We start from the raw sequence: 19,323 nt of genomic DNA on the forward strand, positions 1-19,323 counted from the left end.
GCCCGTTTTTCAACAGCCTTTTTGAAACAGTTCCATCTGGTCCATCTGCTCTTTGAGAATCGGGACAGGATAGTTCCCCGTAAAGCAGGCATTGCAGAATTCATGGTCAAGGGCTTCAACAGCTCTGTTTAATGCTTCAAGGCTGAGATAAGCCAGACTATCTGCTCCTATAAAGTCCTTTATTTCTGATATGCTTTTGGATGATGCTATGAGCTCTTTTCTTGTTGGAGTATCAATTCCGTAAAAGCAAGGGTAAGCTGTCGGAGGCGAGCTGATTCTCATATGAACCTCCCTTGCTCCTGCATCTCTAATCATCTTGATTATTTTCTGGCTTGTTGTTCCCCTTACAATTGAATCATCTATTATTACCACCTTTTTGCCTTCAATAACTTTTTTAACGGGGTTCAGTTTTACTTTTACTCCAAAATGCCTGATTGACTGCTGCGGCTCTATAAAGGTTCTTCCGACATAATGGTTCCTGATAAGTCCGGCTTCAAAAGGAATCCCTGAAACCTCTGAAAAACCAATGGCTGCAACAACACCTGAATCCGGAACAGGAATGACAAAATCTGCCTTGCATGGAGATTCTCTTGCAAGTATCCGTCCAAATTCCTTTCTCACCATGTGGACATTTCTTTTAAAAATATTACTGTCAGGTCTTGCAAAATATATAAATTCAAATATGCACTGTGAAAGGTGTGTTTTTTTAAAAGGATTAATACTCTGCAATCCATTCTCATCAATGATAACCACTTCCCCGGGCTCAATATCCCTGATATATTCAGCTTCGATAAGGTCAAGCGCACAGGTCTCAGAAGCAAGGACAAAGCTGTCTTTTAATTTTCCAAGAATCAATGGCCTGAATCCGTTAGGGTCTCTGACTCCTATGAGCTTTTTTTCAGTCAAGAAGAGTATTGAGTAGGCTCCCTTTACCTGCTTTAAAGAATCAACAATCCTGTCAATAAGATTGTGTTCTTTTGACTGAGCCATAAGGTGGATGATAACCTCAGTATCACTTGTTGAAAGAAAAATGGCTCCGTTTTTCTGAAGTTCTTCTCTGATAACTCCGGCATTAATAAGATTACCATTGTGAGCAACTGCAATCTGCCCGAATGAATACCGCGCATAAAAAGGCTGAACATTTTTAAGCTGGCTTGTCCCTGTTGTAGAATAGCGGTTGTGACCAATGGCTATGTGCCCCTGCAGTTTTTTCAGTTTCTCAATTGTAAATATGTCAGCTATAAGGCCTCTTGACTTGGAAGTGTAAAGAATCTTTCCGTCAGAAGAACAGATTCCGGCGCCCTCCTGTCCCCTGTGCTGTAGGGCATAAAGGCCGAGATAGGTTAAATTTGATGCTTCAGAATGGCCATAGATGCCAAATACACCGCATTCTTCGTGAAATTTATCAAACATTTTTCACTTGCAGAGCATTTTTTAGAGATGATTTCCAGATATTTTTTATCATATCAATGGGTTGTTCAATATTTACTTTCTTGTTATTTCTTCCTTTTGCCTCTATATTAAAATTTTTTCCTCCAACCCTGCCAATGATTTTTGGTTTTATACCAAACTGTTTAGAAATTTCTGTAAATTTGTCAAGATTTCTTTGCTCAAGGCTTACAACTATTCTCCCCTGAGTTTCTCCAAAAAGCAAACTGTCAAGCCTTATCTCATCCTCAAGTGAAACAGAAGCTCCAAGAGATTTTTCAGGATCTGTTATGCAACTTTCAGCAAGCGCAATCGCTATGCCTCCGTCCGAGCAATCGTGGGCTGATTTTATAAACCCCTTTTCTATCCCTGACATGCATGCATTCTGGATATTTTTTTCAGCTTCCAAATCACATCTTGGAGGAAATCCTTTTACCATTTTATGAACTATTTTCAGATACTCTGTCCCGCCAAGTTCTTCCCTGTTATCACCAAGAAGAAGTATTAAATCTCCCTCATCCTTAAACCACTGGGTACAATATGGTTTTGATTTATTAATGATGCCAACCATTCCAATAACCGGTGTCGGGTATATTGCTTCTCCCATTGTTTCATTATACAGGCTCACATTCCCGCTTATAACCGGAACCTGAAAGGCTTCGCATGCAGAAACCATACCTTCTACGCATTTAGAAAACTGCCACATTATTTCAGGTTTTTCAGGATTTCCGAAATTCAGACAGTTTGTTACTGCAAGAGGCTTTGCCCCTGAACAGGAAATATTTCTTGCAGCCTCTGCAACTGCTATTTTTCCCCCTTCAAATGGGTCAAGAAAGCAGTATCTGCTGTTTCCATCAAGGGTCATGGCTAAAGCCTTACCGCTCTCTATAATTCTTATTACAGACGAATCAGAACCAGGCAGAACTACTGAGTTTACCCTGACCATATGGTCATACTGCTCATAAACCCAGGCTTTGCTTGAAATATTTAATGAAGAAAGGATTTTAAGAAAAACTTCATTGAAGTTTTCAGGTTCTGGTATTTTTTCAATTGCAAGGCTGTTCAGCTCGTCCTGATACTCAGGTCTTTTAACAGGTCTGCTATACAGGGGTGCTTCATCAGCAAGGGCTTTTGCCGGGATTTCAGCAACTACTTTACCACTTTTCATAACTCTCATATTTCCATCCCCTGTTACCCTGCCAATCACAGCAGCCTCCAAATCCCACTTGTCAAATATCTCCTTAACCTCTTTTTCCCTTCCAGCCTTTGCTATAATCAGCATTCTCTCCTGTGATTCTGAAAGCATTATTTCATATGGTGACATACCCTCTTCCCTGAGAGGCACCAAATCGATATCTATCTCTATGCCGTTTCCAGCCCTTGCTGCTGTTTCACAGGATGAACAAGTCAACCCCGCACCTCCCATATCCTGGATTCCGACTATGTAGTCTTTTTTCATCAGCTCAAGGCAGGCTTCAAGAAGGAGCTTTTCTGTAAAAGGGTCTCCTACCTGAACTGTTGGTCTTTTTTCCTGTGCTTCCTCACTGAATTCCTCTGAAGCCATTGTTACGCCATGAATGCCGTCTTTCCCTGTTCTCGAGCCAACATAGATAACAGGGTTATTGATTCCTCTTGCAGTTCCTAAAAATATTTTATCCTTTTTCACAATGCCGAGAGAAAAGGCATTAACAAGAGGATTCCCGTCATAGCATTCTTCAAAATATATTTCTCCGCCAGTTGTTGGAATACCCATGCAGTTTCCATATCCGGCAATGCCTCCAACAACACCCTCAAGAAGGTACCTGTTCTTAGGCTTATCAAGTCTTCCAAACCTCAGGGAATTCATATTCACAATGGGTCTTGCGCCCATTGTGAATATATCCCTCAGGATTCCTCCAACTCCCGTACCGGCTCCCTGATATGGTTCTATGAATGAGGGATGATTATGGCTTTCAATCTTGAACACTGCTGCAAGCCCGTCACCGATGTCGACTGCTCCTGCATTTTCTCCGGGACCTTGCAACACACAAGGAGCTTTTGTTGGAAATTTTTTCAGATGCACTCTGGAGCTTTTGTAACTGCAGTGTTCGCTCCACATTACAGCAAATATTCCGAGTTCAGTGTAATTTGGATCTCTTCCGAGAATTTCACATATCCTTTTGTATTCGTCTTCAGTCAGGCCGTGCGCTTCTATAAGCTCTTTTGTTACTTTTGGCTCACGCAAAATATGTTCTCCTTGGGATTGTATCTTAATTACGCAGATGTTTTATTCAATCTTTGCAATCAGATTAACCAGGCCGACCGAAAATTCCATTTTGTCATTGCGAGCGACCTAAGGGAGCGTGGCAATCTCATTAAAAAGCTGACAGCTAACAGCTAAAAGATGAGATTGCTTCGTCGCTTTGCTCCTCGCAATGACATTCTCGGTTAGCCTGTAACCCTTTGTTTATTTATTATCCTTAACTAACCTCACAATTGATTCCCATATTTTAATCCCGTCATCACTCCCAAGAACCTTTTCAGATGCTCTTTCAGGGTGCGGCATCATTCCGACTACATTCCGTTTTTTGTTGCAGATGCCTGCAATATTTTCAAGAGAACCATTTGGATTTGACTCCTCTGTAATCTCACCTTGAGGATTGCAGTATCTGAAGATAATCTGATTGTCACGTTTTAATATTTTGATTGTCTCCGGATCAGCAAAATAATTTCCATCAGCATGGGCAATTGGAATTTTAAGAACATCACCTTTTTTATAACTATTGGTAAACGGTGTATCAATATCTTCAACCCTTACGTGCACATGCTTGCAAATGAATTTCAGTGTTTTGTTTTTTATCATTGCTCCCGGAAGAAGTCCTGCTTCAAGAAGAATCTGGAAACCGTTACAGATTCCGATTACAAATCCGCCTCTTCCTGCAAATTCTTCTACGGGCTTCATAATTTTAGAAAAGCGTGCAATTGCTCCGGTTCGGAGATAATCTCCATAAGAAAATCCTCCGGGAACAATAATGCAGTCATAGTTGCTTAATTTTTCGTTCTTGTGCCATATGTATTCTGCATCTTCTTTGACAATATGCCTGATTACATGATAGCAATCGTGGTCACAATTTGAACCTGGGAAAACAATAATTCCAAACTTCATATCATTAAAACTTTGAACTGAATAAAATTAAGAATTCTTCAATGCCAAATTACCTTCTGAAAATATAAAAAGTTCAAATATCAAAATCCAAACATCAGAATAAGTTTAAGAGTTCCGGATTTGAGGAATTCAAAATTTCAACTCTTTGACTTTTTTCTTTTGAGCTTTGAACTTTGGTTTTTGAACTTTATTAAATGACAATTACATCTATCTCAGTGTTATATCAGCAAGTTTTTTAATTGCTTCAAGATACTTTTCACTAGTTTTTTTGACAACTTCTTCCGGCAATTCAGGCCCAGGAGGAGTTTTATCCCAGTCAAGAGTCAGAAGATAATCTCTCACAAACTGCTTGTCAAAACTCTTTTGTGCCCTTCCCTGCCTGTAGTCATCCTTTGGCCAAAACCTTGAAGAATCGGGGGTAAGGACTTCATCTATAAGGAATAATTTGCCTCCGCGTATTCCAAATTCAAATTTAGTATCAGCTATGATTATTCCTTTTTTCTCTGCAATGTTCCTTGCCCTCATATATATTTTTATGCTTATCTCCCTTATCTTCTCAGCCAGCTCAGTCCCAAGAATTTCCACAACCCTGTTAAATGAAATATTTTCATCATGGCCTGTTTCGCTTTTAGTTGAAGGAGTGAATACGGGAGTTTCAAGTTTGCCTGATTCAAGTAAATTCTTTGGAAGAGGTATTCCGCATATTGAACCGCATTCTTTGTATTCAAAATACCCTGAGCCTGCGAGATAACCTCTGACAACGCACTCAACAGGAAGAGGCTCTGATTTTTCAACTATCATGCTTCTGCCCTCAAGAATATCCCTGTACACTCTGCATTCTTCCGGATACTCGTCAACATTCATTGTAATAAAATGTGTCGGAACTATATCTTTTAGCTGGTCAAACCAGAATTTTGTTATATGAGTCAAGACCTTTCCCTTGCATGGAATTCCGTTTGGCAGGATAACATCAAAAGCAGATATTCTGTCTGTTGCAACTATCAGCAACCTGTCGCCAAAATCATAAACATCCCTTACTTTCCCTCTTTTAAAAAGCTTTAAGTCTGCAAAATTTGTTTTTAGCACGCATTCTTCAGAAGACATTTATATAACTCCTTTTTACCCATCTTTATGCAATTCATTTATCAGTCATTGCGAGGAGCGTTAGCGACGTGGCAATCTCATATTTGAATGAGATTGCTTCGCTTTGCTCGCAATGACATAATAAAAAAAGTTTTCTTCTTAAAGTTTATTCTACTATTTCCAACCTATAGTTTTCAATAACAGTATTAGCAAGCAATTTTTCACACATCTCTTTTATTTTTTCTATAGCAGTCTCTTTTGAAATCTCATCAATATTTATTTCAAAGTATTTACCAACCCGTATATCTTTCAACCCCTGAAACCCAAGAGAGACAAGCGCACTTTTGACTGCCTTTCCCTGCGGGTCAAGGACACTCGGTTTCAATGTTACATAAACTCTGGCTTGTGACAATTCATATTCCTCCGGAAATTACCTGCCAAATACACGCTCAAAAATAATATCAACATTTTTTAAATGGTGCCCTAAGTTAAAACATTCTTCAACTTCTTTTTCTGATAAATATTTTCTTATCTCTCCATCACACATAAGCAGATTTTTAAAATCTAAACCCTCTTTCCATACCCTCATTGCATTTCTTTGAACCATTACATAGGCATCTTCTCTTGATACTCCGTTTTTTGCAAGTGAAAGCAAAACCCCTTCGGAAAATATTAACCCTTTTGTTTTCTCAAGGTTCTCTTTCATTTTTTCTGGGTACACAAACAGGTTTTCAACAAGATTTTTAAATTTTACCAGCAAATAATCAATAAGAACTGTGCTGTCCGGGAAAATAACTCTTTCAACAGAAGAATGGCTGATATCTCTCTCATGCCACAGCGGTATGTTTTCAAGCGCTGCAAGGGAATTTCCTCTTATCACCCTTGCCAGTCCTGATATCTGCTCACCTGTGATGGGATTCCTTTTATGTGGCATTGCAGATGACCCCTTCTGCCCTTCTGAAAAATATTCCTCAGCTTCAAGCACTTCAGTGCGTTGCAGATGCCTCAGTTCTGTTGAAAACTTATCAAGAGAACTTGCAATAATTGCAAGAGCAAGCATGAATTCTGCATGACGGTCTCTCTGGATTACCTGAGTAGTTATAGGATCAGGTTTTAATCCCAATTTTTCACACACATATTCCTCGACCCGGGGTTTTATATGTGCAAACGTTCCGACAGCCCCGGAAATCATTCCGTAGCTTATATTCTCCTTTGCTCTTTCCATCCTATCAAGGTTTCTTTTCATCTCGCTGTACCAGAGCGCTATTTTCAGTCCAAAGGTTATTGGTTCAGCGTGGATGCCGTGAGACCTCCCTATCATAACAGTATCCCTATGTTCAAAGGCTTTTCTTTTAAGAAGGGGAAGGAGATCATTTATATCAGCAATTATCAGTTCAGAGGCTTCTTTGAGCTGGAGGGCAAGGGATGTATCAAGAATGTCTGAAGAAGTCATGCCTAAATGAATGAATCTTGACTCCTCACCGACATTCTCTGCTACATTTGTAAGAAAAGCAATTACATCGTGTTTTGTTTTTTTCTCTATTTCGTCTATACGGGCTACATTAAATTTTGCTTTTTCTCTGATTTTTTTTGTGGTTCCTTCTGGAATCTCTCCTGATGTTTCGAGCGCTTCACACACCAGAATTTCTATCTCCAGCCATTTCGAAAACTTGCTCTCTGGCTCCCAGATTCTGCTCATTTCTTTTCTCGAATAGCGAGGGATCATCTTAAGTCTCCACAAAAAGATATCTATGAAAATTTAATTTTATTTTTTATGTTTTACTTTTGATTTTCAATTATTTTAATAAAACTGCCTGATATCAAGGTCCTCTTTTAACGGACCCGTGGCTGCAAAAACTATTGATTCTTTTCTGAAGAGCTTTTTGCTCAGTTCCTGAACATCTTCTTTCTTCACAATATCTATTCCCTTCAGTGTTTCTTCTATTGTAAAAAACTTGTTGAAATAGATTTCCTGTTTTGCAAGCTTGCTCATTCTGTTGCTTGTGTTTTCAAGCGCCAGAAGGAAATTAGCCTTTAAATGGGTTTTAGCTATCTTCATTTCCTTTGAAGAAATCCCTTTGTTTATTATTTCATCAAATTCATTCATAACTAATTTTAGTATCTCTTCAATATTTCCGGGGCTTGCTCCTCCGTAAATCCCGAGAATCCCGGCATCACTGAATGAAGAAAAAAAAGAACATATAGCATAGACAAGCCCCTTTTCCTCTCTTATTTTCTGGAAAAGCCTTGAGCTTATGCTTCCGCCAAGAATAAGGTTGAGGGCGTATTTTACAAATCTTTTTTCGCTGGTCTGCCTCAATCCGGGCATTCCTATGCAGAAGTGTACCTGCTCAAGTTTTCTTGCTTTAAGCGAGCTTCCGGATTTATAAACCGGCTTTTCTCTTTTTGGAAAATTATTCTGCTCTGAAGATTTGAATATGAAATTCTTTTTTATCAAATCCATGAGGTTTTCGTGCTTGAAATCTCCAGCAATACAGATTATCATTCTCTGAGGCTGATAGGATATTTTAAAGTAATTTTTCAGAACATCAGTCGTGAGAGCCCCTATGGTCTCCAATGTCCCGAGGATAGGTCTTCCAAGGCCATGGTCTTCCCAGAAAGTTTTAAAAAACATGTCATGTACATTATCATCAGGCATATCCTCAGACATTTTGATTTCTTCCATAATTACCTGCTTTTCTTTGCAAAATTCCTCACCATCAAAAGTTGAGTTCAGCAGAATGTCCGAAAGAAGTTCCATGACAACGTCAAGGTACTGGGTTAACGCCTTTACATAAAGGCAGGTATATTCACGGGTGGTAAATGCATCAAACTGTCCTCCTATGCTGTCTATTGTAAAGGCAATATTTTTTGCATCCCTGTTCTCTGTGCCCTTGAACAGAAGGTGTTCAATGAAATGTGAAACCCCGCTTATTTCCTTCTGTTCGTCTCTTGAGCCATTCATCACCCAGATTCCAACAGAAACTGAGTGAACATTTGGAACAACTTCAGAAATGACCCTTAATCCATTTTGAAATTGTTCTTTTTTGTATTCAATCAACTCTTCTTTCCTTCTTTTAATGCTTCCTTCCTGCTCAGTTTCAGTCTTCCCTGTTCATCTATATCAATTAATTTGACAGCAATTTCTTCACCTTCCCTGACTTCATCAGAAACATTATTTACCCGGTAATCAGCAAGCTGTGAGATATGAACAAGCCCTTCTGTTTTTGGAAATATTTCAACGAAAGCCCCGAAATCCATAATCTTTTTTACTTTTCCAAAGTATATCTTGCCTATTTCAGGTTCCTGGCTTATATCTTTTATTATCTCTAATGCTTTGTTTGCTGATTCTTCGCTGACTGAAGAAATGTTTACCCTTCCGCTATCGTCTATTTCAATTTTTGCACCTGTTTTTTCTATGATACTTCTTATCATCTTACCGCCGGGACCTATGATTTCACCAATTTTATCAGGTCTTACATAATGGGTAAGTATTCTTGGTGCATAGACTGAAAGGTTTTCTCTGGGTTTTGATATTGCTTTTTCCATTTCATCAAGTATATGTATTCTTCCAACCCTTGCCTGCTCCAAGGATTTTTCCATAATCTCTTTTGTTACACCAAATATTTTTATATCCATCTGAAATGCTGTTATGCCTTTTTTTGTTCCTGCAACCTTAAAATCCATATCGCCAAGATGATCTTCAATTCCCAGGATATCTGACAGTATTGAAACTTTCTCTCCTTCCTTTATAAGACCCATTGCGATTCCTGCAACAGGGTCCTTTATAGGAACACCTGCGTCCATCAGAGATAAAGTCGCACCGCATACTGTAGCCATAGAAGAAGACCCGTTTGATTCCAGAATATCTGACACTATCCTGATCGTATAAGGAAATTTATCTTTTGGAAGCACTGCAAGCAATGACCTTTCAGCAAGGTTTCCATGACCTATTTCCCTTCTTCCGGGATTTCTCATAGAGGCTGTTTCACCAACACTGAATGCAGGAAAATTATAGTGAAGCATAAATGTTTTTCTGCTTTCACCCTCAAGGGCATCAACTCTTTGCTCGTCCTGTGATGTGCCCAGGGTTGTAACAACCAGCGCCTGCGTTTCACCCCTTGTAAATACAGCTGAGCCGTGTGTTCGCGGAAGCACCCCAACCTCGCAGGTTATTGGTCTTATATCTGTTACGCTTCTTCCGTCAGCTCTAATCCCTTCCTCGAGAATTACCCTTCTCATTTCTTCTCTTTCTGCTTCATGATAATATTTTTTTATCAGAAGTCCTTTCTGCTTGTCCTCTCCTGCTATTGCAAGTAATTCTTCCAGAATCTTGCCAAGCGCTTCCTCTCTGTGCTGTTTTCTCCCAATCCTCACCGCCCTGTTGATTTTCTCAAGAGAAAGTTCTTTAACCTTAACTTTCAAATCCGGGTCATCCGGTATTACAATTGTCTCAGATTTTTGCGGGTTGGCTGCTGACGCAAACTCTTCCTGTAAAGCAATTATTTTTTTAATCTGCTCATGACCGAACAGAATAGCATCAAGCATATCTTTTTCACTTATCTCATTAGCTCCGCCTTCAACCATCATTATTGCTTCTTTTGTCCCCGCCACTACTATGTTGACATCACTCTCTTCAATCTGTTTGTAGGATGGATTAATAATAAATTCTCCGTTGATTCTTCCAACCCTTACAGCTCCAACAGGCGTGGTGAAAGGTATTTTTGAAATCAAAAGAGCAGAAGAAGCCCCTATTACTGCTACAACATCAGGGTCGTTTTGCTGGTCTGCTGAAAGGACTGTGGCAATCACCTGTACTTCATAGTAGTACTCATCAGGGAAAAGAGGTCTTAAAGGCCTGTCAATCAGCCTTGAGGTAAGAATTTCTTTTTCCTGAGGTCTTCCCTCGCGCTTAAAAAACCCGCCCGGTATTTTACCTGCGGCATATGCCTTTTCTCGGTAGTCTACAGTAAAAGGGAGGAAATCTATATTCTCTCTCGGAGTGTCTGCGGCAACTGCTGTGACAAGCACCATTACATCGCCATATCTGACAAGCACTGCGCCATCAGCCTGTTTTGCCAATCTTCCGGTTTCAATACTTAGCATCAAGTCATTTAGATTTATCTCTTTTTTAATCATTAATTAATAACCTTTGGTCTATATGTTCAGTGGTCTTATTTTCTCAGATTTAATTTTTCAACAATGTTCTTGTATCTTTGAAAATCTTTATCTTTTAGATAATCAAGAAGTCTTCTTCTTTTACCAACTAGTTGAAGGAGTCCCCTTCTTGAGTGGTGGTCTTTTTTATGAGTTTTAAAATGTTCAGTTAAATAGTTAATCCTTTCAGTAAAGAGCGCAATCTGAACCTCTGTAGACCCGGTATCGCCATCACGATGCTGATGCTTGTTTATTAGTTCAGACTTTTTATCCTTTGTTAATACCAAAATCTCACCTCCTTTAGTTTTTTTGGTTATTCAGACAAAATGATTTTGCTTCGTTTAACATTTCTTCAGATGAATAGATTTTTTCCTCAATTTTTCCCTCTCTGGCAAGTTTTTTAACCTCTTCAATTGTGAGGGAATTTTCTATCATAAATTTTCCAATTTTAATCCTTTTAAGGGAATGAAGATAAGCACCGCATCCAAGGAATTCTCCAATATCTGATGCCAGCGTCCTTATATATGTTCCCTTTGAGCATTTTACAAGGATTTTGAAATAAGGAACACTAAAATCAAGAAGATTTATCTCGTATATTTTAATTAATCTTGGCTTTCTCGGGACCTCAATCCCCTGCCTTGCGAGGTCATATAATCTTTTGCCGTGGAATCGCAGTGCAGAAAACATCGGGGGTATTTGTTCCTGAACCCCTGTAAAGCGGTTCAGTACTGCTAATATATTCTCTCTGTCAACTTTTATATCATCACACTGTCTTATTATTTTTCCTTCAGAGTCCTGAGTGTCTGTAGAAATTCCGAGCCTTATTCCTGCTTCGTATGTTTTTTCTTCTTCCTGAAGAAAGGGTACCATTTTTGTTCCTTTTCCGATACAGACCTGTAATACACCCTCAGCAGAAAGGTCAAGAGTACCTGCATGGCCGCATTTCTTAACACCAAGGATTTTTCTTATTTCTTTGACAACATAAAAAGAGGTAACCCCCTTTTCCTTGTAAATGTTTAAAGCGCCATTTATCATAAAACTAATCTTGAAGTGATATTTTCTTTCAAGATGTTGTTAATAAAAGAAAAAAGTGGACTTCATTAGTCCACTTGCCCGACTAATTTTTTACACTTTTCTATATCAGACCATCCTGATTGTCAAGGGAAATCATTTTTTGCTAAAAGACTAAACAGGATTGATTTTGACAAGGTATAACGGAGTGCTTTAACTTTACTTTAAACAATAGCAGCTAACTATCGGAAAAACATACTAATTAAAATTCAGATCTCGCATTTATCGATACAGAAAAAGTAAGAGGATTGACTCCCTTTTTTGTTGACTGGAATATAAGAGTTCCTGTATGAAGTCCATCATTTAGTCGTCCTGTATCAGTTACTTGCATAACCACCTGGTCAGGGGTTGTTCCTGAACGTGGAATGATTTCCAGCCATTGAGGAACACTTGTAGCCTGCCAACCTACAGCTTCCTCTGTTCTTGTTGTGATTGTAAATATTTCCTGTATTGGATTAGTTATATCTTTTCCTATTATAACTTCTCCAAAATATACGCTTGTGGGAATACCGTTTGCAATTAACTGGTCATTTACAGTTACTGTAGCTTTTGCAAAGATGTTTTCATTTAAACTGCTCACAACTTTGATTGTTACAGGCTTTGCAAGGACTTTTAAAGGAGCTGTGTAAGTTCCCTTTATAAGTCCAGTTCCTACAATAGTTCCAACCGTGCTGTTTCCTCCTTCAACATCATTTATATACCATTCAACAGTGACATTTTTTTTACCTTTTTTTACTGCCTTAAGCGTAAAATCCATTTTTTCCTTTATAAACTTATCAGAAACCGCAATGCTGGTTTCATTTGGTGAAATTTTAAGAGAAAGTATAACAGGAGGAGTGTAGACCTTTACAAAAGCCTTTTTTGAAATTTCCGGATTGTCAACGCTGACTGCTTTTATTACAACTCTCATTGGATTGGAGGTAAGCACTGCCTTATCAGGAGCAGTATAAATCCCGGTCCCGTCAATGATTCCTACATTTGTGCTGCCGCCCTCTGCAAAATAACTTGCAGTAATTTCAATACCATTAGGAGGTGCAGTAATAATAAAATTAACAGTCCCCAGAACATAGTCAATAGTATAATCTGTATTCTGTATTTGTTTTACTCCTCCAACACTTATCACTTCACTGTTTTCCTGAATGTTCTGATTCCCAAGAGTAAAGCCTGTAGTTATCCCGTCTCCGCTTCCTAATGATTCATCAATCTTTACATACCACTTCACATTCTTGCTTATTCCTCCGGTTTTCTTTACAACAAATTTTTTGGTTTTTCCTGATTCAACTGCTGCTGTCTTTGGAATTAAAGTTATTGTAGCTTTTTTTGCGCCTTCACTGTAAGAAGCAATCATTAATAAAACTGCGCAGATTAGTACAAAAATTATTTTTATTTCTGTTTTTCTCATTTCTCCACCTGTCAATATCTCTCAATACATTAAATAATAATAATAAATTATTGTCAAGCAGTCAAAGTCTCTTATCGTCGAATTCTATAAAAATTTTTTTCTTCAGTTTTGGCCTGTTTCAAGATAGTCCATTATCTGAATGGCAGTTTTACTTTTAATGTATTTAATCTTACATAGTTCATCAACAGAGCTTTTCCTGATTTTTTCAACACTCCCAAAGTATTTCAGCAACTCTTTTTTTATTTTTTTCCCTATTCCTGGGATTTCATCCAAAACCGAATAACGCAGTTTCTTTTCCCTGAGGGTTTTGTGGTATCTTATGGCAAACCTGTGAGCTTCATCTCTTATACTCTGTAGCACATGAAGAACAGGAGAATCTTTTTTGAACTTCAGGGGAGTATCGCTTGAAGGTGTATAAACTTCTTCTTGTGAATATTCTCTCAAACCTTCTCTTCCTGTTCTCTTTAAAATGCTTTTCCCTTTTGCAATTGATATGATGTTCACTCCATCAATTCCTAATTCATTAAACGCCTTTATTGCAATATTCAATTGACCTTTTCCGCCATCAATCAAAACAAGCTCAGGCAGGGGTTTCTTCTCTTCGAGAAGCCTTTTGTATCTTCTTGTAACCACTTCAGAAATCATCTGGTAGTCATTTTGTGCTGATATAGTCTTTATCTTGAATTTCCTGTAGTTATCCTTGATTAATTTTCCTTCTTCCCATACGACAACTGACCCAACTCCCATTTTTCCTGAAATATTTGATATGTCAATACCCTCAATTCTTTGAGGGATTTTCTCAAGCCGCAGGATATCCTTCATTTTCTCAAGTTTGTTCATGGTATCTGCAGACTTATCCTCGTATTGTTTCAATGCAACGGCAGCATTTTCCTGAGCCATTTTAATAAGCTCAAATCTTTTACCAGTCTTTGGATTAATAATTTTAACGCCTGCTGTCTTTTTATCCTTTATCCAGTTCTGTATCACCTCTTTATCTCTGATATCTCTCGAGACAAGAATTTCTTCTGGTATCGATGTTTCACGCTCATAATAACGTCTTAAAAACGATTCACACGCATCTATATCATCAATATATGCTATGCTTTCAAATGAGTATTCTACATGTCCGACCAATCTCCCGTCTCGTATTTTCAGAACGCAGAATGCAATTCTGTTATTAGCGATTTTCCATCCTACGGCATCCTTGTCTTTGCCTCCCAATCCAATCACCTTCTGTTTCTGAACCATTCTTTGTATGGAGTTAATTGCATCTCTGTAGCGCGAAGCAACTTCAAACATCAGGGAATCTGCGCTTATTTCCATCTCGCTCCGGAAATATTTTAAAACCTCCTCAACCCTGCCTTCTAAAAATGATTTTAATTTGCCCACAAAATCCATATATTTATCCGTTGAAATAAAACCTGAACAAGGTGCAGAACATAAACCTATCTGATAATTCAGGCATGGCCTTGATGATTTTTCTTTGATTGGCTTTTTGCATGTGCATACCTGAAATATTTTTGACAATGTCTTCAAATTATCTTTTACTTCCCAAACAGGTGCAAAGGGTCCAAAAAAGAGACTGCCGTCTTTCTTGATTTTTCTTGTTATAACAAGCCTTGGGAATTTTTCCTTTACTGTGAGTTTCAGGTATGGATATGTTTTATCATCTTTTAAACGTATATTATAAATAGGTTTATGCTGTTTTATCAGATTATTTTCCAGCAGGAGCGCCTCCAGTTCGTTATGAGTCGTAATGTACTGTATGTCTTCAATTTTTTTTAAAAGTGCATGAGTCTTTAGAGGTTTTCCATCTCTTTGAGTAAAATAAGACTTAACTCTTTTTGATAAAGATTTTGCTTTACCAATGTAGATTATATTTCCGTTTTTGTCCCTTAAAAGATAAACACCTGGGGTATCCGGGGCAATTTTAACTTTTTTCTCTATTTCCATAACAAGAAGTTTTTATAAAGGAAGATTTTCAGTGAAGAACTTTTTAATAAAAATATGCTGGAAATTCATCGCAGATTACATTTTGTATTTTCCAAAATCCTCGGGTTTTAAGTTTTCAAGAATTTCCCTTAACTTGTCGTTTTTATCAACAGAGTCTTTGTACATATCAAAAGATTTTGCTTTTTGCAAAACCTCTTCTTCTACAAATATTGGAGCATTAACTCTTAGAGCAAGAGCTATTGCATCACTTGGCCTTGAATCTATTTCCATGTTTCCTGAAGGAACATGGATGCTTATCAGCGCATAAAATGTGTTGTCCTTCAAGTCGTTTATTACTATTTTGTGTACAGTGCCACCGAGATTTAAAATCATATTTTTCAGAAGGTCGTGCGTCATTGGCCTTGGTGTAACAGTTTTTTCCATCTCCAGGGCAATTGCTGTAGCCTCAAAGTATCCAACCCATATTGGAAGCGTTGTCTTTTTTTCAATGTCCTTTAATATAACGACTGGAGTTTTTGAGACGGGGTCCAACATCAATCCGTTTACTTTCATTTCTAACATTATATTCTCCTTTGTCTACTCAATATTTTATTTTTTCTGATTTTTCAAATATTTTACGTTTGCTGACTGTTTTCATCTTCCTTTTTCTTTTCTTCTTTTAGGATTTTCAGTTTAAGTATTCTTCTGTGGTCTGCTTCCTGAACGGTAATTTTTAAATTTTCAAATCGTGTCTCATCTCCCCTTTTGGGAATCCTGCCCATCAGGTCAGACACAAAACCACCAAGAGTTTCGTAATCATTTTTAGGAAACTGTACTCCTATCTTTTCTTCAAGTTCATTCAGATTAATTTTTGCATCAACCACATAAACTCCTTTTTCCGGGTTTGATATGAGTTCAATCTCCTCATCATACTCATCTCTAATTTCTCCTACTATCTCTTCCAGAATATCTTCTATTGTCACAAGACCCGCAGTAACTCCATATTCGTCAACAACAATCGCCAACTGAATTTTATTTTGCTGAAACTCTCTGAGAAGTTCATCAATTTTTTTTGATTCCGGAACAAAACATGGCTTACGCATTATTTCTCTGATATCTGTAGGTTTTTCACCCTTATACCAGTACTGCAAAAGGTCTTTGGCATGAAGAATTCCTATTATATCATCAATTTTGTTGTCATAGACTGGAAACCTGGAATATTGAAATTCAACAACCTGTTTAATCATTTCATCAAAATTGGTTTTTCTGCTTATGCTTACCATATCAGTCCTTGGAACCATTATCTCTTTTACAGATATTTCACTGAGTTCAAAAATACTGCTGAGCATCTCTTTTTTTTCAGATTCAATTACACCCTCTTTATCACTTACATCAATTAAGTATTCAATCTCTTCCTGGGTTATAAAAGGTCCCTCTTTTGAAACCTTTCCTCCAAGCATCTTTATAAAGCCTCTTGAAATTCTCATCATAACCATTGTTACTGGATACAGAAGCCATACAAACATTTTCATTAAAATTATTGCAACTATAGCCAGTTTCTCCGCGTGATGCTTTGCATAGGTTTTTGGAGATATTTCACAGAACACAAGAATAACGAATGTCAGCAATCCAAAACCTATACTTTCACCTATTTTACCGTAATACTTAAATGCATATATGGCTGTTAAGAAAGAAGCCAGTATATTACTAATAGTATTGCCGACTAAAACCGTCGCAAGAATTAAGTTAGGGTTATCAAGCCATAGTTGTAATAATTCTGCTCTTTTTTTTCCGCTTTTTATGAGATGATTAATTTTTGAATGCCCTAATGAAGTCAGAACAGTTTCACAAGCTGAAAATATTATTGAGAGTATCAAACAGATGATTATCCCGAAAGGCATCCCCCAGTCTATTGATGAGTCATCCAAATTTTTTACCTCCATCTATAGTGAGCGACATAAATAAATTGACATATCTAAATCCCGATAGACGGGGTTTTCTAACCCCGTCTCGGCGGGACAAGAATGTCCCGCCTATCGTATGGGATGTTACTTGTGTCGTTCACTATAATTACTAATAAATTAATGAAAAAACAGGGTATCGTCAAGTAAAATCTCCTAAGTTTTTCTTAGCTCTTTGATTTTGTCTCTTATTATGGCTGCCTTTTCAAACTCGAGCTTTTTTGCAGCCTTTTTCATGCTTTCTTCAAGGACTATAATCTGTGTTTCAATGTCTCCATAAACAGGTTTCTCATCTTCTTCAACTTCAAGAGGAACTGTATAGTAGTCTGCTTCATAAATACTTGTGAAAACATCGGAAATAGATTTTTTGATAGATTCAGGAGTAATCTTATTTTCTTTATTGTAAAGTTTCTGAATTTCTCTCCTTCTTCCTGTTTCCTCTATAGCCCTTTTTATAGAGTTTGTAAGTGTATCTGCATATATTATGACTTTCCCTGATATGTTTCTTGAAGCTCTTCCGGCAGTTTGAATCAGGGAAGTGGTGGAACGCAGGAAACCTTCCTTGTCAGCATCAAGTATTGCAACAAGTGTTACTTCAGGGATATCAAGTCCTTCTCTCAGAAGATTTATTCCTATTAGAACATCGAACCTTCCAAGCCTCAGATCTCTTATAATCTCTATTCTTTCAAGTGTCTCTATTTCTGAATGAAGGTACATCACTCTCACACCCATTTCCTTGTAATAATCTGTCAAATCCTCGGCTGATTTTTTTGTAAGGGTGGTTACAAGAACCCTTTCTTTTCTTTCTGCGTGCTCTCTTACCTCATTTAAAAGATCATCAACCTGTGAAGCGACAGGCCTCACAATAATCTCCGGATCCGTTAAACCAGTTGGTCTTACTATCTGCTCAATCACATCATTTCCTGATTTTTCAAGCTCATATGGTCCCGGGGTTGCAGAAACATATATTGCCTGTGTTATTCTGTCTTCAAATTCCTCAAAGTTCAATGGTCTGTTATCAAGGGCAGAGGTGAGGCGGAAGCCATAATCAACAAGGGTTGTTTTTCTTGATCTGTCACCCCAGTACATTCCACCTATTTGAGGTATTGTGACGTGGCTCTCGTCTATGATAAACAATGCATCTTCAGGAAAATATTCCAGCAGAGTATAGGGAGGTTCTCCGGGTTTCCTTCCATCTATATAACGGGAATAATTTTCAATGCCCTGGCAAAACCCAATCTCTTTAATCATCTCTATGTCAAACATTGTCCTCTGATAGAGTCTCTGTGCTTCAAGAAATTTATTCTGATTCTTGAACCATTCAATCCTCTCATCCGTCTCTTTCAAGATTTCTCTCTGGGCAATCTTCATCCTTTCAGGAGATGTTACATAATGGCTGTTTGGATGGACTGCGACTTCTCTTATCTCTTCTTTTGGTTTTGCCCTAATCGGGTCAAGCTTAACAATTCTTTCTACTTCATCGCCAAAAAGTTCAATTCTGAGAGGGCTGTCCTCATACGCAGGAAAAACTTCAATTATATCCCCGCGAACCCTGAATGTTCCCCTGCTAAAATTTATATCATTTCGAGAATACTGCATCTCAACAAGCTTTTTTAATATTTCACTTCTTTCTATTCTCTTCCCTATTTCAATGAACAGATGCATCTTATAATAACTTTCAGGAGAGCCCAGCCCATAGATACAGGAAACGCTTGCAACAACTATTACATCTCTCCTGTCAAAAAGAGATTTAGTTGCTCTGTGACGAAGCCTGTCAATGTCTTCATTTATTGATGTCTCTTTTTCTATATAAGTATCAGTCTGAGGGACATAAGCCTCCGGCTGATAGTAATCATAGTAACTGACAAAGTACTCAACAGCATTTTCAGGAAAAAATTCGGTAAACTCAGCATAAAGCTGTGCTGCAAGGGTTTTATTATGGGCAATTACCAAGGTTGGTTTTTGAACCTCTTCTATTACTTTTGCTATAGTAAAGGTTTTACCTGAACCAGTAACTCCAAGCAAAACCTGATGCTTTTTATTTTCCCTTAGTCCAAGGCTCAAGCGTCTGATTGCCTTTGGCTGGTCACCTGATGGTTTAAATGAGGATTGAAAATGAAATTTATTCATTGTTAACGGCAGGA

15 protein-coding genes are annotated in these 19,323 nt (G+C 37.9%); all 15 read right to left on the reverse strand.

All coding sequences use genetic code 11. From position 1 onward, the window contains the following. Positions 1–9: 9 nt before the first annotated feature. The 15 genes from A3H37_02680 to A3H37_02750 all read right to left on the reverse strand — a co-directional run bounded on the left by A3H37_02680 (position 10) and on the right by A3H37_02750 (position 19,309). Complete coding sequence (locus A3H37_02680; GenBank protein ID OGL50737.1) at positions 10–1,413, reverse strand: amidophosphoribosyltransferase; 1,404 nt, start codon at positions 1,411–1,413, stop codon at positions 10–12. Next, positions 1,406–3,652, reverse strand: a complete 2,247-nt coding sequence (locus A3H37_02685; GenBank protein OGL50738.1) for a phosphoribosylformylglycinamidine synthase II — start codon at positions 3,650–3,652, stop codon at positions 1,406–1,408. The genes A3H37_02680 and A3H37_02685 overlap by 8 nt, the downstream gene beginning before the upstream one ends. A 222-nt stretch (positions 3,653–3,874) precedes the next feature. Continuing rightward, positions 3,875–4,573, reverse strand: a complete 699-nt coding sequence (locus A3H37_02690; protein OGL50739.1) for a phosphoribosylformylglycinamidine synthase I — start codon at positions 4,571–4,573, stop codon at positions 3,875–3,877. Positions 4,574–4,780: 207 nt separating this feature from the next. Next, positions 4,781–5,677: a phosphoribosylaminoimidazolesuccinocarboxamide synthase gene (locus A3H37_02695; GenBank protein ID OGL50740.1), complete on the reverse strand. Its 897-nt coding sequence runs from the start codon at positions 5,675–5,677 to the stop codon at positions 4,781–4,783. Between the two features lie 145 nt (positions 5,678–5,822). Continuing rightward, complete coding sequence (locus A3H37_02700; protein OGL50741.1) at positions 5,823–6,068, reverse strand: phosphoribosylformylglycinamidine synthase; 246 nt, start codon at positions 6,066–6,068, stop codon at positions 5,823–5,825. 18 nt (positions 6,069–6,086) lie between these two features. After that, positions 6,087–7,382 carry an adenylosuccinate lyase gene (locus A3H37_02705; protein ID OGL50742.1) on the reverse strand — a complete coding sequence of 432 codons (1,296 nt, stop codon included), beginning with the start codon at positions 7,380–7,382 and terminating at the stop codon, positions 6,087–6,089. A 75-nt stretch (positions 7,383–7,457) separates the two neighbouring features. Further along, on the reverse strand, positions 7,458–8,714 hold the full coding sequence (locus A3H37_02710) for a hypothetical protein (protein OGL50935.1): 1,257 nt from the start codon (positions 8,712–8,714) through the stop codon (positions 7,458–7,460). Continuing rightward, a complete protein-coding gene (locus A3H37_02715) occupies positions 8,714–10,795 on the reverse strand; it encodes a polyribonucleotide nucleotidyltransferase (protein ID OGL50743.1) in 2,082 nt (693 codons plus the stop codon). Before A3H37_02715 ends, A3H37_02710 begins: the two co-directional genes overlap by 1 nt. Positions 10,796–10,830: 35 nt before the next feature. Then, positions 10,831–11,100: a 30S ribosomal protein S15 gene (locus A3H37_02720; protein OGL50744.1), complete on the reverse strand. Its 270-nt coding sequence runs from the start codon at positions 11,098–11,100 to the stop codon at positions 10,831–10,833. 13 nt (positions 11,101–11,113) lie between these two features. Then, a complete protein-coding gene (locus tag A3H37_02725; GenBank protein OGL50745.1) occupies positions 11,114–11,848 on the reverse strand; it encodes a tRNA pseudouridine(55) synthase TruB in 735 nt (244 codons plus the stop codon). Between the two features lie 238 nt (positions 11,849–12,086). After that, positions 12,087–13,301 carry a hypothetical protein gene (locus A3H37_02730; protein ID OGL50746.1) on the reverse strand — a complete coding sequence of 405 codons (1,215 nt, stop codon included), beginning with the start codon at positions 13,299–13,301 and terminating at the stop codon, positions 12,087–12,089. Between the two features lie 87 nt (positions 13,302–13,388). Continuing rightward, on the reverse strand, positions 13,389–15,239 hold the full coding sequence (locus tag A3H37_02735; GenBank protein ID OGL50747.1) for an excinuclease ABC subunit C: 1,851 nt from the start codon (positions 15,237–15,239) through the stop codon (positions 13,389–13,391). A 75-nt stretch (positions 15,240–15,314) separates the two neighbouring features. Next, positions 15,315–15,800, reverse strand: a complete 486-nt coding sequence (locus tag A3H37_02740) for a hypothetical protein (protein ID OGL50748.1) — start codon at positions 15,798–15,800, stop codon at positions 15,315–15,317. Positions 15,801–15,853: 53 nt separating this feature from the next. Continuing rightward, on the reverse strand, positions 15,854–17,161 hold the full coding sequence (locus tag A3H37_02745; protein OGL50749.1) for a hypothetical protein: 1,308 nt from the start codon (positions 17,159–17,161) through the stop codon (positions 15,854–15,856). Between the two features lie 174 nt (positions 17,162–17,335). Further along, positions 17,336–19,309, reverse strand: coding sequence for an excinuclease ABC subunit B (locus tag A3H37_02750; protein OGL50750.1), 1,974 nt, complete (start codon positions 19,307–19,309; stop codon positions 17,336–17,338). Positions 19,310–19,323: the final 14 nt, after the last annotated feature.

The organism is Candidatus Schekmanbacteria bacterium RIFCSPLOWO2_02_FULL_38_14 (assembly GCA_001790855.1).
Classification (GTDB): domain Bacteria; phylum Schekmanbacteria; class GWA2-38-11; order GWA2-38-11; family GWA2-38-11; genus 2-02-FULL-38-14-A.